Source organism: Rhodocyclus tenuis (assembly GCF_014197755.1).
Taxonomy (GTDB): Bacteria; Pseudomonadota; Gammaproteobacteria; order Burkholderiales; family Rhodocyclaceae; genus Rhodocyclus; species Rhodocyclus tenuis.
The window spans coordinates 223868-246674 of sequence record NZ_JACIGE010000003.1 but is presented as its reverse complement, the minus strand read 5'-3'; the positions used below and the strand labels follow the sequence as shown (position 1 = coordinate 246674).

Genomic DNA, 22807 nt, shown 5'->3' with positions numbered 1-22807 from the left:
CATGATGCATCCCGAGCAAGTCCGTGACCTGATCGCCGCCGGTCTTCCCGGCGCCGAAGTCGAGGTGAAGGGCGACGGCCAGCATTTCGAGGCGCTGATCGTCAGCGCCGAATTCGCCGGCGAGAACCGCGTGCAGCGGCAGCAGCGTATCAATGCGCTGCTGCGCGCCCATTTCGACAGCGGCGAACTGCATGCGCTGTCGATGCAGACCTTGACACCGGAAGAACGGAGCGCCAGCCGTGGATAAGCTGCTCATCCAGGGCGGTACGCCGCTCGCCGGCGAGGTCGCCATTTCCGGGGCGAAGAATGCGGCGCTGCCGATCCTCTGCGCCAGCCTGCTCTCGGCCGAACCGCTGCAACTCGCCAATGTGCCGCATCTCAACGACATCGCGACGATGCTGCGCCTGCTCGCGCAGATGGGCGTCGAGGTGACGCTCGACGGCAGCGAGGGACTGGCGCTCGACAGCCGCGTGCTGAGCAATCCGCAGGCGCCCTACGACATGGTGAAGACGATGCGCGCGTCGATCCTCGTTCTCGGCCCGCTATTGGCGCGTTGCGGCGAAGCCAAGGTGTCGCTGCCCGGCGGCTGTGCCATCGGTGCGCGCCCGGTCGACCAGCACATCAAGGGCCTGCAGGCGATGGGCGCCGAGATTCGCGTCGAGAACGGCTACGTCATCGCCCGCGGCAAGCTGCGCGGCGCGCGCATCGTCACCGACATGGTAACGGTGACCGGCACCGAAAACCTGATGATGGCGGCGACGCTCGCCGACGGCGAAACGGTCATCGAAAACGCTGCGCGCGAACCCGAAGTCGTCGACCTCGCCAACTGCCTGTCGGCGATGGGCGCGCAGATATCCGGCGCCGGCTCCGGTGTCATCCGCATTCGTGGTGTCGAGAAGCTGCACGGCGCGACGCATTCGATCATGCCCGACCGCATCGAAACCGGCACCTACCTGTGCGCGGCGGCGGCGACCGGCGGCAATGTCCGGCTGACGCGCACTTCGTCGGCTTTCCTCGACGTCGTCATCGACAAGCTGCTCGACGCTGGCTGCGAGATCGACATCGAGCGCGACGCGATTGGCATCAAGGCGCCGGCGCGGCTCAAGGCGGTCAGCCTGCGCACGGCGCCGTACCCGGCATTCCCGACCGACATGCAGGCGCAGTTCATGGCGATCAATGCGGTCGCCGACGGCGCGGCGGTGATCCGCGAGACGATTTTCGAGAACCGCTTCATGCACGCGGTCGAGCTGATCCGGCTCGGTGCCGACATCCGCATCGACGCCAACAACGCCATCGTCACCGGCGTGCCGCGCCTCAACGGCGCGACGGTGATGGCGACCGACCTGCGCGCATCAGCCAGTCTGGTCATCGCCGGTCTGGCGGCGCAGGGCGAAACGCTGATCGAGCGCATCTACCACCTCGATCGCGGTTACGAGCGCATCGAGGAGAAGCTGTCGCGCCTCGGCGCCTCGGTCCGGCGCGTGCACTGAGTGTTCGGCGGGCGGCAGTGCCAGACGCTGTCGCCCTGTTGCCCCAGCCTGTCGCGGCATCGTGTGCCGGAGCCGCGTCTGGCCGCCCGCCGCTTTGCCGCGGCAAGGGCCGGCGACGTGCGGTAAAATCGCCTCTTTATCAAGCAGGAAGACGCCGTGAACGGCATCACCATCGCCCTCTCCAAGGGCCGCATCTTCGAGGAAACGCTGCCGCTGCTGGCGGCGGCCGGGATCGTTCCGCAGGAGAACCCGGAAACCTCGCGCAAGCTGATCATCGCCACCAACCGCCCCGACGTGCGTGTCGTCGTCGTGCGCGCTTCCGACGTGCCGACCTACGTCCAGTATGGCGCGGCCGATCTCGGCGTCGCCGGCCGCGACGTGCTGATCGAGCACGGCGGCGAGGGACTCTATCAGCCGCTCGACCTGAATATCGCGCGCTGCCGCATGATGGTTGCCGTTCCCGAGGGCTTCGACTACGAGAATGCCGTGCGCCAGGGCGCGCGCCTGAAAGTGGCGACCAAGTACATCAACACGGCGCGTGAGCACTTCGCCGCCAAGGGCGTGCACGTCGATCTGATCAAGCTCTACGGCTCAATGGAGCTGGCGCCGCTGGCCGGGCTCGCCGACGCCATCGTCGATCTGGTTTCGTCGGGCGGTACGCTGAAGGCCAACCGGCTGGTTGCCGTCGAACACATCCTCGACATTTCCTCGCGTCTGATCGTCAATCAGGCCGCGCTCAAGCTCAAGCACGCGCAGCTGTCACCGATCCTCGACGCCTTCACCGGGGCCGTCGCCGCATGATCGCCATCAAACGCTTTTCATCCGCCGACGCCGATTTCAAGGCGCGTCTCGATGCGCTGCTGGCCTTCGAAGGCGCACAGGACGACACGGTCGATCGTACCGTCGCCGGCATCCTCGCCGACGTGAAGACGCGCGGCGACGCGGCGGTGATCGACTACACCAACCGCTTCGACCGCCTGTCGGTGAGCAGCATGGGCGAACTCGAGCTGCCGGCGAGCGCGCTGCAGGCAGCGCTGGACGGTCTGCCTACTGCGCAGCGCGCGGCGCTGGAAGCCGCTGCCGCGCGCGTGCGCAGCTACCACCAGCGGCAGCCGCTGCAGGGCTGGCAGTACGAAGAAGCCGATGGCACGCTGCTCGGCCAAAAAGTGACGCCGCTCGACCGCGTCGGTCTCTACGTTCCCGGTGGCAAGGCCGCGTATCCGTCGTCGGTGCTGATGAACGCGATTCCGGCGCACGTCGCCGGTGTCGGCGAACTGATCATGGTCGTGCCGACGCCGGGCGGCGAGAAGAATGCGCTGGTGCTCGCCGCCGCGGCGCTCGCCGGGGTGGATCGTGTGTTCACCATCGGCGGTGCGCAGGCGGTCGGCGCACTGGCCTACGGCACGCAGACAGTGCCGCAGGTGGACAAGATCGTCGGCCCCGGCAACGCCTACGTGGCTGCCGCCAAACGCCGCGTCTTCGGCGTCGTCGGTATCGACATGGTTGCCGGACCTTCCGAAATCCTCGTCGTCTGCGACGGCCAGACCAACCCGGACTGGGTGGCGATGGATCTGTTCTCGCAGGCCGAGCACGACGAACTGGCGCAGTCGATCCTGGTCAGCCCCGATGCGGCCTTCCTCGATCGCGTCGCCGAGGCTATCGAGCGCCTGTTGCCGACCATGCCGCGGCAGGCAGTGATCCGCGCTGCGCTGGAGAATCGTGGCGCGCTGATCGCGGTGCGCGATCTCGACGAAGCCTGTGCGCTGGCCAACCGCATCGCGCCCGAGCACCTTGAACTGTCGATCGCCGACGCCGAAAACTGGCTGCCGAAGATCCGCCACGCCGGCGCCATCTTCATCGGCCGCTACACCTCGGAATCGCTCGGCGACTACTGCGCCGGCCCGAACCACGTGCTGCCGACTTCGGGCAGCGCGCGCTTCTCGTCACCGCTCGGCGTCTATGACTTCCAGAAGCGCAGCAGCCTGATCCGCGTCTCCCACGCTGGCGCGCAGACGCTCGGTCGCATCGCCGCGACGCTGGCCGAAGGCGAGGGGCTGACCGCGCACGCGCGCTCGGCCGAGTACCGGCTCGACTGATCGACTAAGCGACTGAGTCCGCCGGCGCTCCGCTCGCAGTGGGCGCCGCCCTGCCAGAACGAAAACGCCGCAAGCGTCTGCCTGCGGCGTTTTCGTTTCCGGGGGCGGCCAGTCGCGCGCTAGAAACCGCGGAAGCTGGTGAAGGCCGAAACGGGCTCGCGCTCGGTGACCAGATGGTTTTCCGGCGCATCCGGGTCGGCGTAGCCGAGCGCCAGACCGCAGACGACGAGTTCGTTGTCGCCGATGCCGAGCACTTCGCGGATCGTCTGGTGGTAGTCGGCAAAGGCCGCCTGCGGACAGGTATCGAGCCCGCGCGCGCGCGCCGCGGTCATCAGGTTGCCGATGAACATGCCGTAGTCGATGAACATCCCCTGGCCGAGCTTGCGGTCCATGGTGAAGATCAGGCCGACCGGCGCGTCGAAAAAGAGGTAGTTACGCGCCGTCTGCTGCTTCATCGCCGCCTTGTCTTCCTTGCCGATGCCGAGCAGGCTGTAGAGGCCGAGGCCGACCTTGCGCCGCCGGCCGATCCACGGCTCGACCCACTCCTTCGGGTAGTAGTCGAACTCGCGCGTTTCGATCGGGCCGGCGTTGAACTTGTCGATGATCGCCGCCGACAGTCTGGCCTTTTCCTCGCCGACCAGCGCGTACACTTTCCATGGTTGTACATTGGTTCCCGAGGGGGCGCAGGCGGCGAGGGCGAGCAGTTCCTCAAGCGTCTTGCGCGCCACCGGTTTCGCCAGGAAGCGGCGGATCGAGTGGCGCGAGCGGATGGCGTTGTCGACCTGGGCGACGATTTCGCGTTGGGCTTCGTTCATGGTCAGAGAATTTCCCTCAGGGCGGAAAGCAGGGCAGTGCACTGGTCGTCAGTGCCGATGGTGATGCGCAGATACTGGTCGATGCGCGGCAGGCGGAAGTGGCGGACGATGATCGCACGCTCGCGCAAGGCGGACGCCAGTGTCGCCGCGTCGAGTTGCGGGTGGCGGACGAAGATGAAGTTGGCGGCCGAGGGAACGATGTCGAAGCCGAGCGAGTGCAGGTCGCGCGTCAGCTGTTCACGGCTGTTCATCACCGCGCGGCGCGTCGTGTCGTAGTGCACGCGGTCGTTCATCGCCGCGACGCCGCCGGCGATCGCCAGACGGTCGAGCGGGTAGGAGTTGAAGCTGTTCTTGACGCGTTCGAGCGCCTCGATCAGTTGCGCGTCGCCGATGGCGAAACCGACACGCAGTCCGGCCAGCGAACGCGACTTCGACAGCGTATGCACCACCAGCAGGTTCGGGTAGCGCGCGACCAGCGGGATGGCCGTCGGCACGGCCTCGGCGGCGAAGTCGATGTAGGCCTCGTCGATGACGACGACCGAATCCGGGTTGCTGGCGACGATGCGCTCGATTTCGGCGAGTGGCAGCAGGCGTCCGGTCGGCGCGTTCGGGTTGGGGAAGATGATGCCGCCGTTGGGCCGCAGGTAATCGTCGGCGACGATCGAAAAGTCGTCGGCGAGCGGCACGGCGACATGCTCGATCTCGTACAACCCGCAATAGACCGGATAGAAGCTGTAGGTGATGTCGGGGAAGAGAATCGGCCGCTCGTGCTTGAGCAGCGCCTGGAATACGTGTGCCAGCACCTCGTCGGAACCGTTGCCGACGAAAACGTTTGCTGCCGAGACGCCGTCGGCAGCGTAGAAGCTGGCGATGGCGGCCTTCAGGCGATCGCCGTTCGGATCGGGATAGAGCCGCAGCTTGCCGCCGTCTTCGCCCAGCTCACCGGCAATCGCGGCGACGGCGCGCTCGCTCGGCGGGTAGGGGTTCTCGTTGGTATTGAGCTTGACCAGCTGGCTCAGCTTCGGTTGTTCACCCGGGACGTAGGGGATCAGCTTGCGGGCGACGGCACTCCAGTATTTGCTCATGCGCTTCTCGGCGACTCGAAAAAGTGAGCGCAGGCACTGGCGCGGCGATCGGCGCCGGATTTGCTGCGCGATGGTGACCCGGCTGCCGGCGTATGCGTCCGGCGATCCGGCGAGGCCGGCTGCCGCCATGCCGAAGCTCGTTATCCAGCCTCTTGCGGACACTAAATCGATGGTTAATTCGGAATCGATCTCAGGTCGGAATGGTATCATGCCCCTCTGTTCCAATCCCTTGTGGCGCTTACGATGCGGCAGGCTGAAATCACACGCAACACGCTCGAGACGCAGGTCAGCGTCAAGCTCGACCTCGATGGCAGCGGCATCGGCCGCTTTGCGACCGGCGTTCCCTTTCTCGATCACATGCTCGACCAGATCGCGCGGCACGGCTTGATCGACCTTGCGGTCGAGGCGGTCGGCGATCTGCACATTGACGCGCATCACACCGTCGAGGATATCGGCATCAGCGTCGGTCAGGCGCTGGCGCGTGCGCTCGCTGACAAGAAGGGGCTGCGTCGTTACGGCCACGCCTATGTGCCGCTCGACGAAGCGCTGTCGCGCGTCGTCGTCGACCTCTCGGGCCGGCCAGGTCTGGTTTTTGACGTCGATTTCACGCGTGCCCAAGTTGGCGCCTTCGATGTCGATCTGGTCCGCGAGTTTTTCCAGGGCCTGGTCAATCATGCGTTGATCACGCTGCACATCGACAATATTCGCGGCGACAACGCGCACCATCAGGCGGAGACGATATTCAAGGCCTTCGGTCGCGCGCTGCGCATGGCCAGCGAGGCCGATCCGCGCGCTGCCGGCAGCATTCCCTCGACCAAGGGAGCGCTCTGATGGCGGCTGAGGGAATGATTGCCGTCATCGACTATGGCATGGGCAATCTGCGCTCGGTTTGGCAGGCGGTGGTGCATGTCGCCGAGGGCCGCGAAGTGTGCGTCACCGCCGATCCAGCCGTCGTCGCTGCCGCCGAGCGTGTCGTATTCCCCGGGCAGGGCGCCATGCCCGACTGCATGCGCGAACTTGATGCGCGCGGGTTGCGTCCGGCGCTGCTCGATGCCGCGCATGACAAACCTTTCCTCGGCATCTGCATCGGTCTGCAGATGCTCTTCCAGCACAGCGAGGAAGGTGATGTCGCCGGACTCGGCCTCTTTGCTGGCAGCGTTCGCCGCTTTCCTGCCGCGCAAATGGTCGATGCCGCCGGCGTTCGCCTGAAGGTGCCGCACATGGGCTGGAACGAGGTAGGTCAGACTGTTGACGGCGCTGGCGTGGCGCATCCGCTGTGGCAGGGTATTCCCGACGGCGAGCGTTTCTACTTCGTGCACAGCTACTTCGTCGATCCGGCCGATCGCGGCATCGTTGCCGGCACGACCGACTACGGCATCCCCTTTACCAGTGCAGTGGCGCGGGATAATATCTTCGCAGTTCAATGCCATCCGGAGAAAAGCGCACAGGCAGGCCTTGCCCTGCTGGCCAATTTCATCCACTGGTCGCCCTGATGTCGCGAAACCCCTGTTTTCGTCGGCAAGCTCGCTCTCTCCCGGATTCTTTTACGTCCCCCTTCTTCACTCCCTTGCTCCGCCAATATGCTGATCATTCCCGCGATTGACCTGAAAGGCGGCCAGTGCGTCCGTCTCAAGCAGGGCTTGATGGACGACGCTACCGTTTTTTCCACCACTCCCGGTGCGCAGGCGCAGCACTGGCTCGATCAGGGCGCGCGTCGCCTGCACGTGGTCGACCTTGATGGCGCCTTTGCCGGACAGCCGAAGAACAAGGCTGCCATCCGCGAAATCCTTGCCGCCGTTGGCGAGGAGATTCCGGTGCAGCTCGGTGGTGGCATCCGCGATCTCGACACCATCGAGCGCGCACTCGATGCCGGCATCAGCTACGTCATCATCGGCACCGCCGCGGTGAAGAACCCCGGTTTCCTGCACGATGCCTGCGGCGCTTTTCCCGGGCACATCATCGTCGGTCTCGACGCGCGCGACGGCAAGGTCGCCGTCGACGGCTGGTCCAAGCTGACGCGTCACGACGTCATCGATCTCGCCAAGAAGTTCGAGGATTACGGCGTCGAGGGCATCATCTATACCGATATCGGCCGCGACGGCATGCTTTCCGGCTTCAATATCGAGGCTACGGTCAAGCTGGCGCAGTCCCTGCGCATTCCTGTGTACGCCAGTGGCGGCCTGTCGTCGATCGCCGACATCGGCGCGCTGTGCGCGGTTGAATCAGAAGGCATCGTCGGCGCCATTGCCGGTCGCGCCATTTACGACGGTTCAATCGATTTTGCGGCGGCGCAGGCCGAAGCCGATCGTCTCGGCGCAAGCTGAGTCGGGAAAGGTTCCGGGTCTTCGCCTTGGCGCTCGCCAAACGCATCATTCCCTGCCTCGACGTCACCGCCGGTCGCGTCGTCAAGGGCACCAACTTCGTCAATCTGCGCGACGCCGGCGATCCGGTCGAGATCGCTCGCCGCTACGACGAGCAGGGCGCTGACGAAGTTACGTTCCTCGACATCACCGCTTCGTCCGATCAGCGCGACATCATCCTGTCGATCATCGAGGCGTGCGCCTCGCAGGTATTCATCCCCTTGACTGTGGGCGGTGGCGTGCGCGTCATCGGCGATGTGCGCCGCCTGCTCAATGCTGGCGCCGACAAGGTGAGCATCAACACGACGGCCGTGCAGAATCCCGATCTCGTCGCCGAAGCGTCGGCCAAGGTCGGCTCGCAGTGCATCGTTGTCGCCATCGACGCCAAGCAGGTCGCGCCCGGTGAGTGGGCGGTGTTTACGCATGGTGGTCGCAACCGCACCGAACTTGACGCGGTGGCCTGGGCGCGCCGCGTGCAAGAGCTGGGCGCCGGCGAAATCCTGCTGACCAGCATGGATCGCGACGGCGCACGCAGCGGTTTCGATCTGGCGCTGACGCGTGCCGTGTCCGATGCGGTCGATATTCCGGTGATCGCCAGCGGCGGCGTCGGCAACTTGCAGCATCTGGCCGACGGCGTAACAGAAGGTCGTGCCGATGCCGTTCTCGCCGCCTCGATTTTCCACTTCGGCGAGTTCACCGTGCGTCAGGCCAAGGAATACATGCGCGAGCGCGGCATCGAGGTCCGTCTGTGAGCCACGATCTCGATCCGAGCCTGCCCTGGCTTGACGCGCTGCACTGGGATGCCGATGGTCTGATTCCGGTGATCACGCAGGAAGCCGGCAGCGGCCGCGTCCTGACTCTGGCCTGGATGAACCGTGAGTCACTGGCCGAGACGGTGCGTTGCCGGCGCGCGGTATACTGGTCGCGTTCGCGCCAGCGTCTCTGGCGCAAGGGCGAGGAATCCGGCCATGTGCAGCATGTGCGCGATATCCGCACCGATTGCGACGGCGATGCGCTGCTGCTCAGCGTCGAGCAGGAGGGCGGCATTGCTTGCCATACCGGCCGCGAAAGCTGTTTTTTCTTCCGGGTCGAGGGCGAGCAATGGGCTGCCGCCGATCCGGTTCTGAAGGATCCGAAGGACATTTACGTAAAATGAACATCGATTTGCTGCACCGCCTGTCGGAGACACTGAGCTCCCGGCGCAATGCCGACCCGGAAAGCTCCTACACGGCGCAACTGATGGCCAAGGGGCCGGACGCCATCCTCAAGAAGATCGGTGAGGAATGTGCCGAGTTGATCATGGCCGGCAAGGAAGGCAACCGCCTGCACGTGGTCTGGGAATCGACCGACGTACTCTTCCACACGATGGTCCTGCTGGCGTACTACGGTCTGTCGATCGAGGATGTGTTGCAGGAAATGCGGCGGCGTGAAGGCATTTCCGGTATCGACGAAAAGAAAGCACGGAGCGCATAAGCGATGGATGACTGCCTTTTCTGCCGCATCGTCCGGGGCGAGATTCCCTCGCGCAAGGTCTATGAGGACGACGAGGTTCTCGCTTTCCACGACATCAATCCCTTGCGTCCGGTACACATTCTTGTCATCCCGAAGCGTCACATTACTTCGCTGGCGACGGTCAGCGCGGCCGACGTGCCGGTACTCGGCCGAGTGATGGCGGTGGCGCAACAGATTGCTGCCGATAATGGCAGCCCCGATGGTTTTCGCTTCATCATCAATACCGGCCGTATCGGGCAGCAGGACGTGCAGCACCTGCACGCGCATATCCTCGGCGGGCCGGAGCCGCTCGGACCGATGGTCAAACACTTATAAAGGAGACAGCTCATGGGTTCATTCAGCATCTGGCACTGGTTGATCGTTCTCGTCATCATCATGCTTGTGTTCGGTACCAAGAAGCTGCGCAACGTCGGCCAGGATCTGGGTGGCGCGGTGAAGGGTTTCAAGGAAGGCATGAAGGACGCCAGCGAAGACAAGCCTGCCGAAGCGGCCGCGCCGACGGCCGCGCCGCCGCAAGTGGCGGGCGGTCAGACCATCGAAGGCGAAATCCGGGAAAAAACGAAGTCCTGAGCGTCGCCGGCTGACGAGCAGCGCACGCGGCGCCCGGCGCCGCGCGGCGCTGTGACGCGGCCGCTCCGTCCAGGTCTGTCGCCATGTTCGACGTCGCCTTTTCCGAACTGCTGATCATCGCCGTGGTGGCCTTGATCGTCATTGGCCCGCAACGCCTGCCCAAGGTGGCGCGTACGGCCGGGGTACTACTCGGCCGTCTGCAGCGCTACGTCACCAGCGTCAAGGCCGATATCAACCGCGAGATCCAACTCGACGAGTTGCGCAAACTGCAGGCCGAACTCGCCGAGTCGGCGCGCAAGCTCGAAAGCCAGGTCGGCGCCGGCGTCTCCGGCGTGCAGCGTTCGCTTGACGACACCGCGCAGTCGCTGAATGCTACGGCCGCGTCGCTCAGCAGTGGCGTCACGGCAGCGGTGTCCGCACCGGCCGCTGAAGCGGTGTCGGCAACGCCGGCGGCTGCCGCCAGCGCCGCCAGTGCAAGCGACATTCCGGCTGCGTCATGGACCGCCGAGTCCTTTGCTGCGGCGTTCGGCGGCGCCGAAACCGATCCGGCGAAAGCTCCACTCGCACCCCCTGTTCCTGCCGCGCAGGTCGCCAACGAGTCGAAGGTCTGATGCTCGCATGAGCGACAACGAAGAGTCTTTCCTCAGCCACCTGGTCGAACTGCGCACTCGCCTGGTGCGTGCGCTGCTCGCCCTCGCCATCGTTTTCGGCTGCCTGTTCCCCTGGTCGAAAGAGCTGTACACGCTGTTCGCGCAGCCGCTGCTCGATTCGTTGCCCACGGGCGGGCAGATGATCGCCACCGACGTCATCGGCGTCTTCCTCGTGCCGATGAAGGTGACGCTGATGACCGCGCTGGTCATCGCGCTGCCCTACGTGCTCTACCAGGTCTGGGCCTTCGTTGCGCCGGGTCTCTACAAGCACGAGAAGAAGCTGGCGCTGCCGCTGGTCTTTGCCAGCGTCCTGCTCTTCTTCACCGGCATGGCTTTCGCCTACTTCCTGGTGTTTCCAGCGGTTTTCGGTTTCATGGCCAAGGTTGCGCCGGAAGGCGTTGCCTGGATGACCGATATCGACAAGTACCTGTCCTTCGTGCTGACGACCTTCGTCGCCTTCGGCTGCGCTTTTGAAGTGCCGGTGGTGGTGATCGTTCTGGTGCGCAGCGGGATCGTCAGCATCGAGAAGCTGAAGTCGTGGCGGCCTTACGTCATCGTCGGCGCTTTCATCGTCGGCGCGATCTTCACGCCGCCCGACATCATTTCGCAGCTGATGCTGGCGGTGCCGCTGTGCCTGCTGTTCGAACTCGGTCTGATCCTCGCCCGCTTTACCGGGCGTTCACCACAGGACGACGCCGAGGCGGCGGATCAGCCGGCTGTCGCCGTCGCGTCGGCCACTCCTGCCGTGACCGACAAGGCCTTGCCACCGGCTGGCGGCGCCGACGATACTGTGGCCCGCTAGCAGCAGTCGGCGCTATTTGTCCTGGGCGGCGCGGCGACAGTCGGCGCCTGCATGAGGACTTCTCCTTCCACGAACAGCCACAGACTGCCGGGTGGCATCGTCGTCCAGCACTCGTTGTCGGTGAGTGGCGTCGTTGCGATCACCGCGACGCGGTCCGCCGGTGTGGTCAACTCGGCAAAGTCGACGCTGACGTCCTCGTCGGCCAGGTGCGCGACGGCAAATGGCGCTTTGCGCACGACGTAGGCGAGTTGCCGCGAGCAGTGCGCGAACAGCCAGTCGCCGTTGGACAGCAGGTAGTTGAATTCGCCGCGGCTGCCGATTTCGATGCTCAGTTCGCGCAGTGCCGCGAACAGGTCGTCACGCGCCGGCGGCTGCGCACCGAAGCGTTGCCGCAGTTGGCGCAGCAGCCAGCAGAAGGCGTCTTCGCTGTCGGTGTCGCCCACCGCTTGGAAGCCGCTGGCGGTCTCCGTTTCGGCCTTGGCTGCGTCGGCTGCCAGACGGCCGAATCCGGGCAGCGCGCCGTTGTGCGCGAAGATCCAGTAACGCCCCCACAGTTCGCGCATGAACGGGTGTGTATTTTCCAGCGCGACCCGGCCATGCGTCGCCTTGCGGATGTGCGCAATGACGTTCTTCGAATGGATCGGATACTGGCGGACCAGTTCGGCAATCGGCGAGCGGCACGAGGGCTGCGGGTCGAGAAAGACGCGCGTGCCGACGCCTTCGAAGAAGGCGATTCCCCAGCCGTCGGCATGGACCGAGGTGGCGCCGCCGCGCTTCTGGAAGCCGGCGAACGAGAAGCAGATGTCCGTCGGCGTATTGCAGTTCATGCCAAGAAGTTCGCAGATTTTGCCGGTCTCCGCTGGGTGTGGAACTCGCCGGGCGCCGAGGGCGTGGCGAACGATGGCGGCGTGCTTCGCCAGTGCAAGGAGTTTAACGTAAGGCCGCGCAGCTGCCAGTGCGAGCTCGATATAAGCTCATTTCCGTGCGTCACAGGCGCTGCAGTCCGCAAACGCGAGCCCAACGAAGCGTCGGCTGCCTTGTCAGTCGCCGCCGCGGCGCGAAGCGACCGGTCGCTTGCCGACCTTGATCTTCACGTCGACCAGATTCTTGTCGCGGCGCAGCTTGAAAGCGATGCTGCTGCCCGGCTGCTGGCCGGCGATCAGGTCGAGCATGGCCTGCGGGTCTTTCACTGCCTGTCCGGCGATGGCGAGCAGGATGTCGCCGGGGCGGATGCCGGCGGCGTCGGCCGGACTGCCGCGCTGCACGCCGGCGATCAGTGCGCCGTCGGCGTCGGGCAGGCCGAAGGACTCGGCCAGCTCGGCGGTGATCTCCTGCGCCTCGACGCCGACCCAGCCGCGCGTCACTGCGCCGTTCTGGATGATCTGCTCCATCACGTTCTTGGCGGTCGACGCCGGAATGGCGAAACCGATGCCGAGCGAACCGCCGGAACGCGAGTAGATCGCGGTGTTGATGCCGATCAGCGCGCCCTGCGTGTCGACCAGCGCGCCGCCGGAATTGCCGGGATTGATCGCCGCGTCGGTCTGGATGAAGTTCTCGAAGGTGTTGATGCCGAGATGCGAGCGGCCGAGTGCCGAGACGATGCCCATGGTCATCGTCTGCCCGACGCCGAAAGGATTGCCGATGGCGAGCACGACGTCGCCGACGCGCACGTCCTCGGCGCGGCCGAAGGTGATCGCCGGCAGCCTGAGTTCCGTGGTCTGCCCCTTGACCGGGCTGACGCGCAGTACGGCGAGGTCGGTTTCCGGGTCGCTGCCGACAACGCGCGCGCGGAAGGTGCTGCCGTCGTTGAGTGCGACCTCGATCTGGTCGGCGGCTTCGACGACGTGGTAATTGGTCAGGATGTAGCCGTCGCTGCTGACGATGACACCCGAGCCGAGACCGGCGCTACGCGTTTCGCCTTCCTGCCGTTCGCCAAAGAAGTGGCGGAAAATCGGGTCGTCGAACAGCGGATTCTTCGGCAGCTTGACCTTCTGCGAAGTGAATACGTGCACCACCGAGGGCAGTGCCGTGCGTGCCGCTTCGCGGTAGGATGCTGCGGCGCTGACCGGTTCGCTGCTGGCGGGTGCGCTGGCCGGAACTTCGACGATCTGCCTGCGCTGTCCGATCCAGTCCGGTTGCACGACGCTGACGAGGAAATACAGCGCCAGCCCGACGGTGGTGGTTTGTGCAAAAATCAGCCACAAGCTGCGCATCGCGTAGGACCGGAAGAAAAGGGAAAGGGATATGCCAGAGGAAAACTCCGCGGGAATGCTGCGCGAAGAGCTGACGCGTTATCTGGATCAACTGCTTGAAAGCTCGAAGTTTCGCGATTATTGCCCAAACGGTCTGCAAGTGGAAGGACGCGTCCGCTTGCGCCGTGTCGTCACCGGCGTCACCGCCTGCCAGGCCTTGCTCGATGTTGCCGTCGCACGGGGCGCCGATGCGGTACTCGTCCATCACGGCTGGTTCTGGCGCGGCGAGGATGGCCGCGTTACCGGCCTGCGGCGATCGCGACTGGCGACGCTGCTTGCGCACGACATCAACCTGCTCGGCTATCACCTGCCGCTCGACGCCCATGCCGAGTTCGGCAACAACGCGCAGCTGGCGCAAAGCTTCGGCTGGATCGCGGACGGCCGTTTCGGCGAGCAGGACATCGCCTGGATCGGCCATACGGCGCAGCCGACGACGCTCGCTGAACTGAGCGCTAGCGTGGCCGCCGGTCTTGGCCGGGCGCCGCTGGTCATCGGCAACGGCGAGCGGCGGGTGGCGCGCATCGGCTGGTGCTCGGGTGGCGCGCAGGGCTATTTCGAACAGGCGATTGCGCTCGGCGTCGACGCTTTCCTGTCGGGCGAGATTTCCGAGCAGACCGTGCATCTGGCGCGCGAATCGGGTGTCGCCTACCTGGCTGCCGGCCATCACGCCACCGAGCGCGGCGGCATTGCGGCGCTGACCGCGCATCTCGCCGGCCGTTTCGGCGGCGATTGCGCCTTCGAGTTCGTCGATATCGACAACCCCGTGTGAATTCTGGAGCAAGCATGACTTACCTGTTTCCGCCGGCGCCGCAAGTCGCCATTCCCGTCGTCGGCAGCGACGCGCTGTTCCCGGTGCGTCGCGTCTATTGTGTCGGCCGCAACTACGCCGAGCATGCGGCGGAAATGGGCGCCGACCGCCGTGAGCCGCCGTTTTTCTTCAGCAAGCCGGCCGACGCGCTGGTTCCCGGTGGTGGCGAGGTGCCGTATCCGCCGGCAACGGCCAATCTGCAGCATGAGGTCGAACTGGTCGTCGCGCTGCAGCGCGGTGGCGCCGACATTGCGGCTGCCGATGCCGCCGATTGTGTCTTCGGCTACGCGGTCGGTATCGATCTGACGCGTCGCGACCTGCAGACGCGCGCCAAGGAAAAAAATCATCCGTGGGACATGGGCAAGGGCTTCGACCACAGCGCGCCGGTGTCGGCCCTGCGGCCAGTCGCGCTGAGCGGCCATCCCGTCGCTGGCGCCATCGGCCTGCAGGTCAATGGCCAGATCCGGCAGAGCGGCGATCTGGTGCAGATGACCTGGCCGGTCGCCGAGGTGATCTCCCATCTGTCGCGTCTGGTGAGGCTTGCTCCCGGCGATCTCATCTTTACCGGCACGCCGGCCGGCGTATCGACCGTCGTGCGCGGCGATCTGATCGAGTGCGCGGTGGCCGGCGTCGGCGAACTGAGTATCACGCTGCGTTGATCCGGGCGGCGCCCCTTGCCGGCGTCGCGCAGGCGGATTGCGTCGCTTGCCGCAGCGCTGGCCGAGTCAGCCGGCGCTGCGGCAGAAAATGCTGATCGCTTCGGGAATGCGGTCGAGCGCGACCACCTGATCGGCGGCGCCGAGCTTGATCGCTTCCTTGGGCATGCCGAAGACGACGCAGGAAGCTTCGTCCTGCGCCACCGTATGCGCGCCGGCCTCGTGCATTTCCTTGAGGCCGCGCGCACCGTCGTCGCCCATGCCGGTCATGATGATGCCGAGCGCATTGCCGCCGGCGAAGCGCGCCACCGAGCGGAAGAGCACGTCGACCGAGGGTTTGTGCCGGTTCACCAGCGGCCCGTCGACGACATCGACGATGTACTGCGCGCCGCTACGCTTGAGCAGCATGTGCTTGCCGCCAGGTGCGATCAAGGCGCGGCCGGGCGTCACGCGGTCGCCGTTCTTCGCTTCCCGTACTTCGATCTTGCACAGGCTGTTGAGCCGCTCGGCGAACATCGCGGTGAACTTTTCCGGCATGTGCTGGACGACGACGATACCCAGGCAGGTCGCCGGCAGGCGGGTAAGGACGGCTTCAAGCGCCTGCGTGCCGCCGGTCGAGGTGCCGATGGCGATCACCTGTTCGGTAGTGCGAACCAAGGGGCCCGCCGATCCGGCGGGGAGAATGACATCGGCCGTGTTTTTCGCGCGTAGAGGCAGCGGTGGTGGCGCCGCCAACGAGTATGAACCGGGCGAGGGCGATACATGTGGCTTGGTGAGCAGACGAACGTTGGCCCGTGCCGCGGCGCGCACGGCGTTAACGATGTCGTTGGCCGAGTCTTCGAGGAAATTCTTCAGGCCGGCTTTCGGCTTGGTGATGATGCTCACGGCGCCGGCAGCGAGTGCGTCGAAGGTCGCCTGGGCGCCGGACTCGGCCAGCGAAGAACAGACGACGACCGGCGTCGGGTGCTCCGACATCACCTTGCGCAGGAACGAGATGCCGTCCATGCGCGGCATTTCGATGTCGATCACAAGCACGTCGGGCCACTGCGCCTTCATCTTCTCGAGTGCGAACAGCGGGTCCGAAGCGGTGGCGATGACTTCGATACCGGGCTCACGCGCCAGTGCCTGCGATACGACCTGACGTACCAGCGCCGAGTCGTCTACGATCATTACCTTGATTTTGTCTGTGCTCATCTTTTCCGTTCTTGTTTTGCGGAGTAGGCGCATTCTGCAAGCGCCAGGTCTTACGGTTTGCGGTAGACCGTCGGCTGCACTGTGACAAGTTGGCTATTGACGTTGTTCAGCGTCTCCGAGTGACCGATGATGAAGTAACCACCGCTGACCAGGCGTGGCAGCAGGTTGCCGACGACCTGCCGCTTGGTCTCGACGTCGAAGTAAATCATCACATTGCGCAGGAAGATTACGTTGAACATGCCGATCTCGGGGTCGATCGGCTGCGTCAGGTTGATCTGGCGAAAACTGACGCGGCGGCGCAGTTCGGGTGCAATGAGAAAGCTGCCGGCTTGCGCGCGCACGCCCTTGAGGCAGTACTTGCGCAGCAAGGCCGGCGGAATCCCCTCGTTGCGGTCGAGCGGATAATGCCCCTTCTGCGCCGATGCCAGTACTTTCGTGCTGATGTCTGAGGCAAAGACCTCCCAGGGCTGGCTGGCGCGATGCTCGGCGAGCAGCATCGCCAGCGTATACGCTTCCTCGCCGGTTGAACTGGCCGCACTCCAGACGCGAAATGGCGAGGCTGAGCGGTATTCGGGAAGAACCCGCGCGCAGAGAAAATCGAAGTGCTTTGGTTCGCGGAAGAAGTAGGTCTCGTTGGTAGTGAGCAGATCAACCATCGTCTGCAGTTCGAGCGGGTTTTCGCCGCTGGCGAGCATCCGGTAATACTGGGTGAAACTCTGGTGCCCGTACTCGCGCAAACGCCTTTGCAGGCGGCCGACGACCAGCGACTTCTTCGAGTCGGCCATGCTGATGCCGGCGATCTTGTAGATGAGTCGCTGGAACAGCGTGAATTCCTGGTCGGTGATTGCCGCTTCCATCAGAACAACTCGACGTTTGGTTTCGTTGTGGGCCGCAGCTGAGCCTCAGCCCAGGCCAGTTCTTCGCGCTGGACGCTTTGCGCGCTGAGCATCGTCGACGCGATACGCCGGCAGAAGGCGTCACCGGTCTGCGGCACGAACAGGACCTTGCGCGCCCATGGCCCCTGCAGGTCGGAGGCGACCAGCGGAATCCGCTCCCGCTCCAGCCACTCGCGCGCGAACTCGGCATTGCGCTCGCCGACAGCCATCGCCGGGCTGCTCGCCTCGATCACGGCGCCGCCGCCGAAAGCCTTGGCTTTCAGACGATGGCGCACCGCGCCACGAGCGAGCATGCCATTGAGCAAGGCGGTCATGCAGGCATCACCGGCAAGCAATGCGTCGTCATCGGTCAGCGGATCGCGCTTGCGTGTCGGCAGCAGGAAGTGATTCAGCCCGCCCAGCGAACCGCCCTGATCGTAAAGGCAGACGGCAACACACGAGCCGAGCAAGGTGGCGATCGGTCGCTCGTTCTCGACGGCCCAGTCGCCGACGTGAATGTTGCGCGCCAGACGCTCGATCTCGCGTGCGGGGAGCCTGGCGTAGTCGGTCATGCGCCGGTCGCCGGCTGCTCGTGGCGAAGAACCGCATCCTTGCTCACGGCTCCCCTTCGTTCGGCGCGTCGGGATCGCCCATCGTCGTCAGCAGCGCGATTTCGGAGGCCGAGAGGGCCTTGGCGACGTTGAGGATGATGACGAACTTGCCATTGATCTTGCCCATGCCGCTGATGAAATCGGCGCGGATGCGCGCGCCGAAGGTCGGCGGCGGCTCGATGTCGGCGCGAGCGATTTCCAGCACTTCCGAGACGGCATCGACCATGACGCCGATATCGTGCTTCTGCTCGTCTTCTTCAAGTTCGACGATGACGATGCAGGTGCGCCGGGCGACTTCGGCCGCCCGTCCGCCGAAGCGGCAGGCGAGGTCGATCACCGGCACCACTGCACCGCGCAGGTTGATGACGCCGCGGATGAAGGGCGGCGTCATCGGTATTTCGGTGAGGCTGCCGAACTCGATGATCTCCTTGACGTTGAGAATGGCGACGGCAAACATCTCGCCGCCGAGCGTGAAAGTCAGGTACTGCTGCGGCGCGGCGGCGACCGCAGCGGCGGCCAGGGCTGCGTCCCAGTTGCTGCCCTGACGCTGGACCAGTTGTCCCATGGTCTTCCTCCCGCGGTCTCAGAATTTCTCGAAATCCGACTCATCGAAGGCCGTTCCGGCGACCCGTCCTGCTGCCGGTGTTCGCGCCGGTGCGTGGTGCCGCGCGGCAGGCGAGGCCGTGTTGCTGAGCATGGCCTGACGGCTGTTGCCGCGCCCTTGCGCGACGGTGAAGAAGCCCATCAGCTCCTGCAACTGGCTGGCCTGGCCACCGAGTTCCTCGGCCGTTGCCGCAAGCTCCTCGGAAGCCGAAGCGTTCTGTTGCGTTGCCTTGTTCAGCTGACCCATAGCGCTGTTGATCTGGGCAACGCCCGACGATTGTTCCTGCGAGGCGGAAGCGATTTCCTGCACCAGATCGGAGGTCTTCTGGATCGCCGGGACGATTTCGGTGAGTAGGCTGCCGGCGCGTTCGGCGAGCTTGACGCTGGAGCCGGCCAACTGGCCGATTTCCTGCGCCGCCACCTGGCTGCGTTCGGCGAGCTTGCGCACTTCGGCAGCGACGACGGCAAAGCCCTTGCCGTGTTCGCCGGCGCGCGCCGCTTCGATGGCGGCGTTGAGCGCCAGCAGGTTGGTCTGGTAGGCGATGTCGTCAATGATGCCGATCTTGTCGGCAATCGACTTCATCGCCTCAACCGTCTGCCCGACCGCTGCGCCGCCTTCGCCGGCTTCCTTGGCCGCCTTCGCCGCCATGTTGTCGGTGACCTTGGCGTTTTCGGTGTTCTGCGCCACCGACGCGGTCATCTGTTCGAGCGACGAGGTCGTTTCCTCGACGCTCGCCGCCTGTTCGGAGGACGACTGCGACAGCGACTGCGCGGTCGCCGACACCTGCCCCGAAGCATTGGAGAGCGCGTCGGCACCGGTGATGATCTGCGCGATCGTTTCCGACAGACGGGCAATGGTGTTGTTGATCGCGTCCTTCAGTGTCTGGAAATCACCCTCGTAATTCTTGGCGATCGTCTGCGTCATGTCGCCCTGTTCCATCGCCGCCATGACGCGCTGCACGTCGTTGATCGGCCCGATCACGGCATCGAGCGTCTGATTGACGCCTTCTACGATCTTGCGGAAATCGCCCTGATGTTTCGTTGCCTCGGCGCGGGTCGCCAGGCGACCTTCGATCGCCGCCTTGACCAGCGTATTGGCGTCGGCAACGAGTGCGTTGATTGCATCGATGGCGGTGTTGAGATTGTTCTTGATGGTGTTGAAATCGCCGTTGTACGAGTCGGTGATTCTCGGCGGAATATCGCCCTTGGCAATGCGGTCGACGTAGTTGGCGGCGACATTGAGCGGTCCGATGACCGAGTCAAGTGTTTGGTTGACGCCTTCGACGATCTTGCGGAAGTCGCCTTCATGCGCGCTGGCGTCGGCGCGCGTTGACAGCCGGCCTTCGATGGCCGCTTTGGCCAGCGCGTTGGCGTCGGCAGTCATCGCGGCAACGGCGGTACGGACAGCGGCAATGGCGCGCGAGACTTCGCCGACTTCGTCGTGCGACTCGTTCTTCAGTTCGAAGTTGAAATCGCCGACGGCCATCTTTTTCGCTGCGGCGACCGCCTCGTTCACCGGCCGCGTGATGCTGCGGGTGATCAGGAAGGCAAGCAGGATGGTGAGAGCGATTGCGGCACCGGTTGAAGCCAGCATCACCTTGCGCGCGGTGGCCGCCGTTTCGATCGATTCGGCGCCGCTCGAGCTCATCAAGCCGGTTTCGTAGCCGATGAAGCCCTGCAGTTCCTTCATGTAGGCGTTCTGCGCGGTACGCAGATCGCCCATCAGCAACTGCACGGCCTCTTCGTGCTTGCCCGCATCGAGCAGTTCGCTCGTCTTGGCCTGAAGCGTCGCATAGTTTTTCCGCACTTCTGCCAGACGGCTCAGGTACTCGCGGCCGCGCGCATCCTTGATCGATTGCTCAAGGTTCGCGTAGTTGTCGTTGTTTGCCTTGCGCGCTTCGGCGATCCGCTCCTTCTCCTGGGCGATCGCCGCCGGATCTTTCAGCAGGGCCGTGTTGCGCATCGCGCGCGCGACGACGTTGAGGTTGTCGATGACGTCATGCGCAACGACGGTCTTCGGAAAACGCTCATTGACCATCAAGTCAATGTCGTCGCTCAGGGCGCTGAGTCGCGTGTAGGCGACGCCGGCGATAGCGATCAACAGCGCCAGGATGGCGATGAAGGCAAACGCCAGTCGCGGGCCGATCTTGATATTGCTTAACATGACTACTCTCCTTGAACGACAAGGGTTGAGAAGCTCCTCGGGAGCTTGGATCTGCTGCCTTAGTTGCTGCTGGCAGGTGGACTTGCCAGGGCTTTTTCCTCGATGCGAATCGCGCGTTGAACCAGTGCCTGCACATCAAGTATCAGTGCCACTTCGCCGGTGCCGAGAATAGTCGATCCGCCAATGCCGTGCAGGCGGCTGAAAATGCTCGACAGCGGCTTGATCACCGTCTGGAACTCGCCCATCAACTGGTCGACGACAATGCCCGCCTTTTGCCCGGCGTACTGCACGACAACGACGTTTTCGCGCGGCGGTGCCGCGTCGGCCAGTGCGAACAGCTCGCGCAGGCGGATGAAGGGCAGTACCTCGCCGCGCAGATTGAGGAAGTTGCGATCGATACCCCTGCGGTCGAGTTCGATGCATTCGACCACCATGTCGAGCGGAATGACGTAGGCGGCGTGACCGATGCCGACCAGGAATCCGTCAATGATCGCCAGCGTCAGCGGCAGGCGGATGATGAACGAGGTGCCGCTGCCTTCTTCCGATTTGACGTCGATCGAGCCGCGCAGGCTCTGGATGTTGCGCCGGACGACATCCATGCCGACGCCGCGGCCGGAAATGTTGGTGACCTGCTCGGCGGTCGAAAAGCCCGGCTCGAAGATCAGGTTGATGATGTCCTGGTCGCCGAGTACCTGCTCGGGCTGGATCAGGCCGCGCTCGAGTGCCTTGCGGCGGATTTTTTCCTTGGGCAGGCCGCCGCCGTCGTCGCTGACTTCAATGACGACGCTGCCCGAGTCATGGTAGGCGTTAAGTCCGATGCGTCCACGGCAATCCTTGCCGTTTTGTAGACGCGTGGCGGTCGGCTCAATGCCATGGTCGATCGCGTTACGCACCAGATGCATCAGCGGGTCGCCGATTTTTTCGACCACCGATTTGTCGAGCTCGGTTTCGGCGCCCTCGATCACGAGGTCGATTTCCTTGCCGATTTCCTTCGAGACGTCGCGCACAACGCGGTTGAAGCGGGAAAAGGTTTCGCCGATCTGCACCATGCGCAGTTGCAGCGCTGCGTCGCGGATGCTCTCGACGAGGCGCGACAGCACCGAGGTCGACTCGACCAGTTCGCTGCGACCGCTACGCCGGGCGAGCAGGTTTGCCGAGGCGCCGGCGATGACCATCTCGCCGACCAGATCGATCAGCTGGTCGAGCTTGTCGGCCTGCACGCGGATCAGGCGCGCTTCGACCGCCTTCTTTTCGCTGACGCGCGTCTGCTTGCCGACGGCAGCGTCGACGACTTCGCGGTGCACCACCTTGTTGTCGACGAGGATTTCGCCGATCTGTTGCGCGCTCTGCGCGATCTCGCCGTGTTCGGCTGGTGCCGCCGGAACGAAGCCTTTTTGTTCGCAGAGGCCGGCGTCGAGTTCGGCCTGCGTCAGCGCGCCGCAGCGGACGAGAATTTCGCCAAGACGCATGTCGTCTTCAGGCAGTTCCTCGATCAGCTTCAGGTAGTCGGCGAGCTTGCTGTTCGGCGGCAGGATGCGCAGCTCACAGTCTTCGCGCACGAAGTCGAAGACGCGTTCGATATCCGCCTTGGACGAGCGCGTCTGCAGGCGGATCTCGAAGCCGAGGTAACACGACTCGGGGTCCATCGTGTCGGCCGACGGCATCGCGTCGCTGATCGTCTCGATGGCGAGGATTTCACCGAGCGAGGCGAGGTAGCGCAGGAAGGAGAGTGGGTCCATGCCGCCGCGCAGCACGTCGCGGCCGAAGCGCACCGAGATGTGCCAGCTGTCGGTGACGACGATGCCGCCGCCCGAAGCGAGGACTTCCTCTTGCTGTGCGACCGGAACCTTGCTGCCATTCGTGTCCGGCGCGATGTAGCGCGCCGACAGTTCGGCGAGCAGGGCGTCGCCGATGGCGCGGTCTGCCTCGCCGGGCGAGTCGAAGCCGGCTTCGAGCACGCCGATCAGCGTGTTGAGATGGTCGCCGCATTTGAGCAGCAGGCTGGCGAGTTCGCCGCTGACGCCGATCTCGGCATTGCGCAGGCGGTCGAGGACGTTCTCGACCTTGTGCATGAAACTCTCGATGAAATGACACTCAATGACGCCGGAGGCGCCCTTGACGGTGTGCGCGGCACGGAAGATGCCGTTGATCAGTTCGGCGTTGCCGGGATCGTCGGGTGCCTGTTCAAGGACGAGCAGGCCGGCTTCCATTTCGGCCAGTTGCTCGCGGCTTTCCTGGATGAAAACGCTGGTCAGTTCGTCCAT

Annotated in this window: 26 protein-coding genes; 16 read left to right on the top strand and 10 right to left on the bottom strand. The window is 64.7% G+C overall.

The window, feature by feature from the left end; translation table 11 throughout:
• The first annotated feature begins 1 nt into the window (after window position 1).
• The 4 genes from GGD90_RS06285 to hisD all read left to right on the top strand — a co-directional run bounded on the left by GGD90_RS06285 (window position 2) and on the right by hisD (window position 3586).
• Window positions 2-247, top strand: coding sequence for a BolA family protein (locus tag GGD90_RS06285; protein ID WP_153115398.1), 246 nt, complete (start codon window positions 2-4; stop codon window positions 245-247).
• Window positions 240-1490 (top strand): UDP-N-acetylglucosamine 1-carboxyvinyltransferase, encoded by a 1251-nt coding sequence (gene murA / locus GGD90_RS06280; RefSeq protein ID WP_153115397.1) that lies wholly within the window; start codon window positions 240-242, stop codon window positions 1488-1490. Before GGD90_RS06285 ends, murA begins: the two co-directional genes overlap by 8 nt.
• Before the next feature lie 156 nt (window positions 1491-1646).
• Window positions 1647-2291, top strand: a complete 645-nt coding sequence (gene hisG, locus GGD90_RS06275) for an ATP phosphoribosyltransferase (RefSeq protein ID WP_153115396.1) — start codon at window positions 1647-1649, stop codon at window positions 2289-2291.
• Window positions 2288-3586 (top strand): histidinol dehydrogenase, encoded by a 1299-nt coding sequence (hisD, locus tag GGD90_RS06270; RefSeq protein ID WP_184414981.1) that lies wholly within the window; start codon window positions 2288-2290, stop codon window positions 3584-3586. Before hisG ends, hisD begins: the two co-directional genes overlap by 4 nt.
• A gap of 119 nt (window positions 3587-3705) precedes the next feature.
• Here the strand turns inward: hisD and GGD90_RS06265 are convergent, their stop codons facing one another.
• The gene (locus tag GGD90_RS06265; protein ID WP_153115395.1) at window positions 3706-4401 is read right to left on the bottom strand and encodes a nitroreductase; all 696 of its coding nucleotides are present in this window, start codon (window positions 4399-4401) and stop codon (window positions 3706-3708) included.
• A 2-nt stretch (window positions 4402-4403) separates the two neighbouring features.
• Window positions 4404-5486 (bottom strand): histidinol-phosphate transaminase, encoded by a 1083-nt coding sequence (gene hisC / locus GGD90_RS06260; protein ID WP_153115394.1) that lies wholly within the window; start codon window positions 5484-5486, stop codon window positions 4404-4406.
• Window positions 5487-5729: 243 nt separating this feature from the next.
• Between hisC and hisB the strand changes: the two genes are divergently transcribed.
• From hisB to tatC, 10 genes are all read left to right on the top strand, one after another.
• Window positions 5730-6317 (top strand): imidazoleglycerol-phosphate dehydratase HisB, encoded by a 588-nt coding sequence (hisB, locus tag GGD90_RS06255; protein ID WP_153115393.1) that lies wholly within the window; start codon window positions 5730-5732, stop codon window positions 6315-6317.
• Window positions 6317-6979, top strand: a complete 663-nt coding sequence (gene hisH, locus GGD90_RS06250) for an imidazole glycerol phosphate synthase subunit HisH (RefSeq protein ID WP_228273640.1) — start codon at window positions 6317-6319, stop codon at window positions 6977-6979. Before hisB ends, hisH begins: the two co-directional genes overlap by 1 nt.
• An 87-nt stretch (window positions 6980-7066) precedes the next feature.
• Window positions 7067-7810, top strand: coding sequence for a 1-(5-phosphoribosyl)-5-[(5-phosphoribosylamino)methylideneamino]imidazole-4-carboxamide isomerase (hisA, locus tag GGD90_RS06245; protein WP_153115392.1), 744 nt, complete (start codon window positions 7067-7069; stop codon window positions 7808-7810).
• A 26-nt stretch (window positions 7811-7836) separates the two neighbouring features.
• Window positions 7837-8598, top strand: coding sequence for an imidazole glycerol phosphate synthase subunit HisF (gene hisF / locus GGD90_RS06240; protein ID WP_153115391.1), 762 nt, complete (start codon window positions 7837-7839; stop codon window positions 8596-8598).
• Window positions 8595-9002 carry a phosphoribosyl-AMP cyclohydrolase gene (gene hisI, locus GGD90_RS06235; RefSeq protein WP_153115390.1) on the top strand — a complete coding sequence of 136 codons (408 nt, stop codon included), beginning with the start codon at window positions 8595-8597 and terminating at the stop codon, window positions 9000-9002. The genes hisF and hisI overlap by 4 nt, the downstream gene beginning before the upstream one ends.
• Window positions 8999-9319 (top strand): phosphoribosyl-ATP diphosphatase, encoded by a 321-nt coding sequence (locus tag GGD90_RS06230; protein WP_153115389.1) that lies wholly within the window; start codon window positions 8999-9001, stop codon window positions 9317-9319. Before hisI ends, GGD90_RS06230 begins: the two co-directional genes overlap by 4 nt.
• A gap of 3 nt (window positions 9320-9322) precedes the next feature.
• Window positions 9323-9673, top strand: a complete 351-nt coding sequence (locus GGD90_RS06225) for a histidine triad nucleotide-binding protein (protein WP_153115388.1) — start codon at window positions 9323-9325, stop codon at window positions 9671-9673.
• A 12-nt stretch (window positions 9674-9685) separates the two neighbouring features.
• Window positions 9686-9928, top strand: a complete 243-nt coding sequence (tatA, locus tag GGD90_RS06220; protein WP_153115387.1) for a Sec-independent protein translocase subunit TatA — start codon at window positions 9686-9688, stop codon at window positions 9926-9928.
• Window positions 9929-10011: 83 nt separating this feature from the next.
• Entirely contained in the window at window positions 10012-10539 is a 528-nt protein-coding gene (tatB, locus tag GGD90_RS06215) for a Sec-independent protein translocase protein TatB (protein ID WP_153115386.1), read from the top strand.
• 7 nt (window positions 10540-10546) lie between these two features.
• Entirely contained in the window at window positions 10547-11380 is an 834-nt protein-coding gene (gene tatC / locus GGD90_RS06210; RefSeq protein WP_153115385.1) for a twin-arginine translocase subunit TatC, read from the top strand.
• On the opposite strand, the gene GGD90_RS06205 is transcribed toward tatC, so the two are convergent.
• Together GGD90_RS06205 and GGD90_RS06200 are read right to left on the bottom strand one after the other, a co-directional pair.
• Window positions 11377-12225: a class II glutamine amidotransferase gene (locus tag GGD90_RS06205; RefSeq protein WP_153115384.1), complete on the bottom strand. Its 849-nt coding sequence runs from the start codon at window positions 12223-12225 to the stop codon at window positions 11377-11379. The two genes, tatC and GGD90_RS06205, sit on opposite strands and share 4 nt — an antisense overlap.
• 195 nt (window positions 12226-12420) lie before the next feature.
• Window positions 12421-13593 carry a trypsin-like peptidase domain-containing protein gene (locus GGD90_RS06200; RefSeq protein ID WP_153115383.1) on the bottom strand — a complete coding sequence of 391 codons (1173 nt, stop codon included), beginning with the start codon at window positions 13591-13593 and terminating at the stop codon, window positions 12421-12423.
• A 55-nt stretch (window positions 13594-13648) separates the two neighbouring features.
• Between GGD90_RS06200 and GGD90_RS06195 the strand changes: the two genes are divergently transcribed.
• The gene (locus GGD90_RS06195; RefSeq protein WP_153115463.1) at window positions 13649-14401 is read left to right on the top strand and encodes a Nif3-like dinuclear metal center hexameric protein; all 753 of its coding nucleotides are present in this window, start codon (window positions 13649-13651) and stop codon (window positions 14399-14401) included.
• A 14-nt stretch (window positions 14402-14415) separates the two neighbouring features.
• On the top strand, window positions 14416-15099 hold the full coding sequence (locus tag GGD90_RS06190; protein ID WP_153115382.1) for a fumarylacetoacetate hydrolase family protein: 684 nt from the start codon (window positions 14416-14418) through the stop codon (window positions 15097-15099).
• A gap of 66 nt (window positions 15100-15165) precedes the next feature.
• On the opposite strand, the gene GGD90_RS06185 is transcribed toward GGD90_RS06190, so the two are convergent.
• Genes GGD90_RS06185 through GGD90_RS06160 form a run of 6 tightly spaced genes read right to left on the bottom strand, consistent with a single transcriptional unit; the run spans window position 15166 to window position 22807 of the window.
• Complete coding sequence (locus GGD90_RS06185) at window positions 15166-16290, bottom strand: protein-glutamate methylesterase/protein-glutamine glutaminase (RefSeq protein ID WP_153115381.1); 1125 nt, start codon at window positions 16288-16290, stop codon at window positions 15166-15168.
• Between the two features lie 50 nt (window positions 16291-16340).
• Window positions 16341-17147: a CheR family methyltransferase gene (locus GGD90_RS06180; RefSeq protein WP_184414979.1), complete on the bottom strand. Its 807-nt coding sequence runs from the start codon at window positions 17145-17147 to the stop codon at window positions 16341-16343.
• On the bottom strand, window positions 17147-17737 hold the full coding sequence (locus tag GGD90_RS06175; protein WP_153115379.1) for a chemotaxis protein CheD: 591 nt from the start codon (window positions 17735-17737) through the stop codon (window positions 17147-17149). Before GGD90_RS06175 ends, GGD90_RS06180 begins: the two co-directional genes overlap by 1 nt.
• A gap of 43 nt (window positions 17738-17780) precedes the next feature.
• Window positions 17781-18341, bottom strand: coding sequence for a chemotaxis protein CheW (locus GGD90_RS06170; protein ID WP_153115378.1), 561 nt, complete (start codon window positions 18339-18341; stop codon window positions 17781-17783).
• 18 nt (window positions 18342-18359) lie between these two features.
• A complete protein-coding gene (locus tag GGD90_RS06165) occupies window positions 18360-20543 on the bottom strand; it encodes a methyl-accepting chemotaxis protein (protein ID WP_153115377.1) in 2184 nt (727 codons plus the stop codon).
• Window positions 20544-20602: 59 nt separating this feature from the next.
• Entirely contained in the window at window positions 20603-22807 is a 2205-nt protein-coding gene (locus tag GGD90_RS06160) for a chemotaxis protein CheA (protein ID WP_153115376.1), read from the bottom strand.

What these genes read in the sequence shown, in the direction of transcription:
- GGD90_RS06285 (WP_153115398.1), top strand. Translation starts at nt 2, where the DNA reads ATGATGCATCCCGAGCAAGTCCGTGACCTGATCGCCGCCGGTCTTCCC.
- hisD (WP_184414981.1), top strand. Translation starts at nt 2,288, where the DNA reads ATGATCGCCATCAAACGCTTTTCATCCGCCGACGCCGATTTCAAGGCG.
- GGD90_RS06265 (WP_153115395.1), bottom strand. Translation starts at nt 4,401, where the DNA reads ATGAACGAAGCCCAACGCGAAATCGTCGCCCAGGTCGACAACGCCATC.
- hisC (WP_153115394.1), bottom strand. Translation starts at nt 5,486, where the DNA reads ATGAGCAAATACTGGAGTGCCGTCGCCCGCAAGCTGATCCCCTACGTC.
- hisB (WP_153115393.1), top strand. Translation starts at nt 5,730, where the DNA reads ATGCGGCAGGCTGAAATCACACGCAACACGCTCGAGACGCAGGTCAGC.
- hisH (WP_228273640.1), top strand. Translation starts at nt 6,317, where the DNA reads ATGGCGGCTGAGGGAATGATTGCCGTCATCGACTATGGCATGGGCAAT.
- hisA (WP_153115392.1), top strand. Translation starts at nt 7,067, where the DNA reads ATGCTGATCATTCCCGCGATTGACCTGAAAGGCGGCCAGTGCGTCCGT.
- GGD90_RS06230 (WP_153115389.1), top strand. Translation starts at nt 8,999, where the DNA reads ATGAACATCGATTTGCTGCACCGCCTGTCGGAGACACTGAGCTCCCGG.
- GGD90_RS06225 (WP_153115388.1), top strand. Translation starts at nt 9,323, where the DNA reads ATGGATGACTGCCTTTTCTGCCGCATCGTCCGGGGCGAGATTCCCTCG.
- tatA (WP_153115387.1), top strand. Translation starts at nt 9,686, where the DNA reads ATGGGTTCATTCAGCATCTGGCACTGGTTGATCGTTCTCGTCATCATC.
- tatB (WP_153115386.1), top strand. Translation starts at nt 10,012, where the DNA reads ATGTTCGACGTCGCCTTTTCCGAACTGCTGATCATCGCCGTGGTGGCC.
- tatC (WP_153115385.1), top strand. Translation starts at nt 10,547, where the DNA reads ATGAGCGACAACGAAGAGTCTTTCCTCAGCCACCTGGTCGAACTGCGC.
- GGD90_RS06200 (WP_153115383.1), bottom strand. Translation starts at nt 13,593, where the DNA reads ATGCGCAGCTTGTGGCTGATTTTTGCACAAACCACCACCGTCGGGCTG.
- GGD90_RS06195 (WP_153115463.1), top strand. Translation starts at nt 13,649, where the DNA reads ATGCTGCGCGAAGAGCTGACGCGTTATCTGGATCAACTGCTTGAAAGC.
- GGD90_RS06190 (WP_153115382.1), top strand. Translation starts at nt 14,416, where the DNA reads ATGACTTACCTGTTTCCGCCGGCGCCGCAAGTCGCCATTCCCGTCGTC.
- GGD90_RS06185 (WP_153115381.1), bottom strand. Translation starts at nt 16,290, where the DNA reads ATGAGCACAGACAAAATCAAGGTAATGATCGTAGACGACTCGGCGCTG.
- GGD90_RS06180 (WP_184414979.1), bottom strand. Translation starts at nt 17,147, where the DNA reads ATGGAAGCGGCAATCACCGACCAGGAATTCACGCTGTTCCAGCGACTC.
- GGD90_RS06175 (WP_153115379.1), bottom strand. Translation starts at nt 17,737, where the DNA reads ATGACCGACTACGCCAGGCTCCCCGCACGCGAGATCGAGCGTCTGGCG.
- GGD90_RS06170 (WP_153115378.1), bottom strand. Translation starts at nt 18,341, where the DNA reads ATGGGACAACTGGTCCAGCGTCAGGGCAGCAACTGGGACGCAGCCCTG.
- GGD90_RS06165 (WP_153115377.1), bottom strand. Translation starts at nt 20,543, where the DNA reads ATGTTAAGCAATATCAAGATCGGCCCGCGACTGGCGTTTGCCTTCATC.
- GGD90_RS06160 (WP_153115376.1), bottom strand. Translation starts at nt 22,807, where the DNA reads ATGGACGAACTGACCAGCGTTTTCATCCAGGAAAGCCGCGAGCAACTG.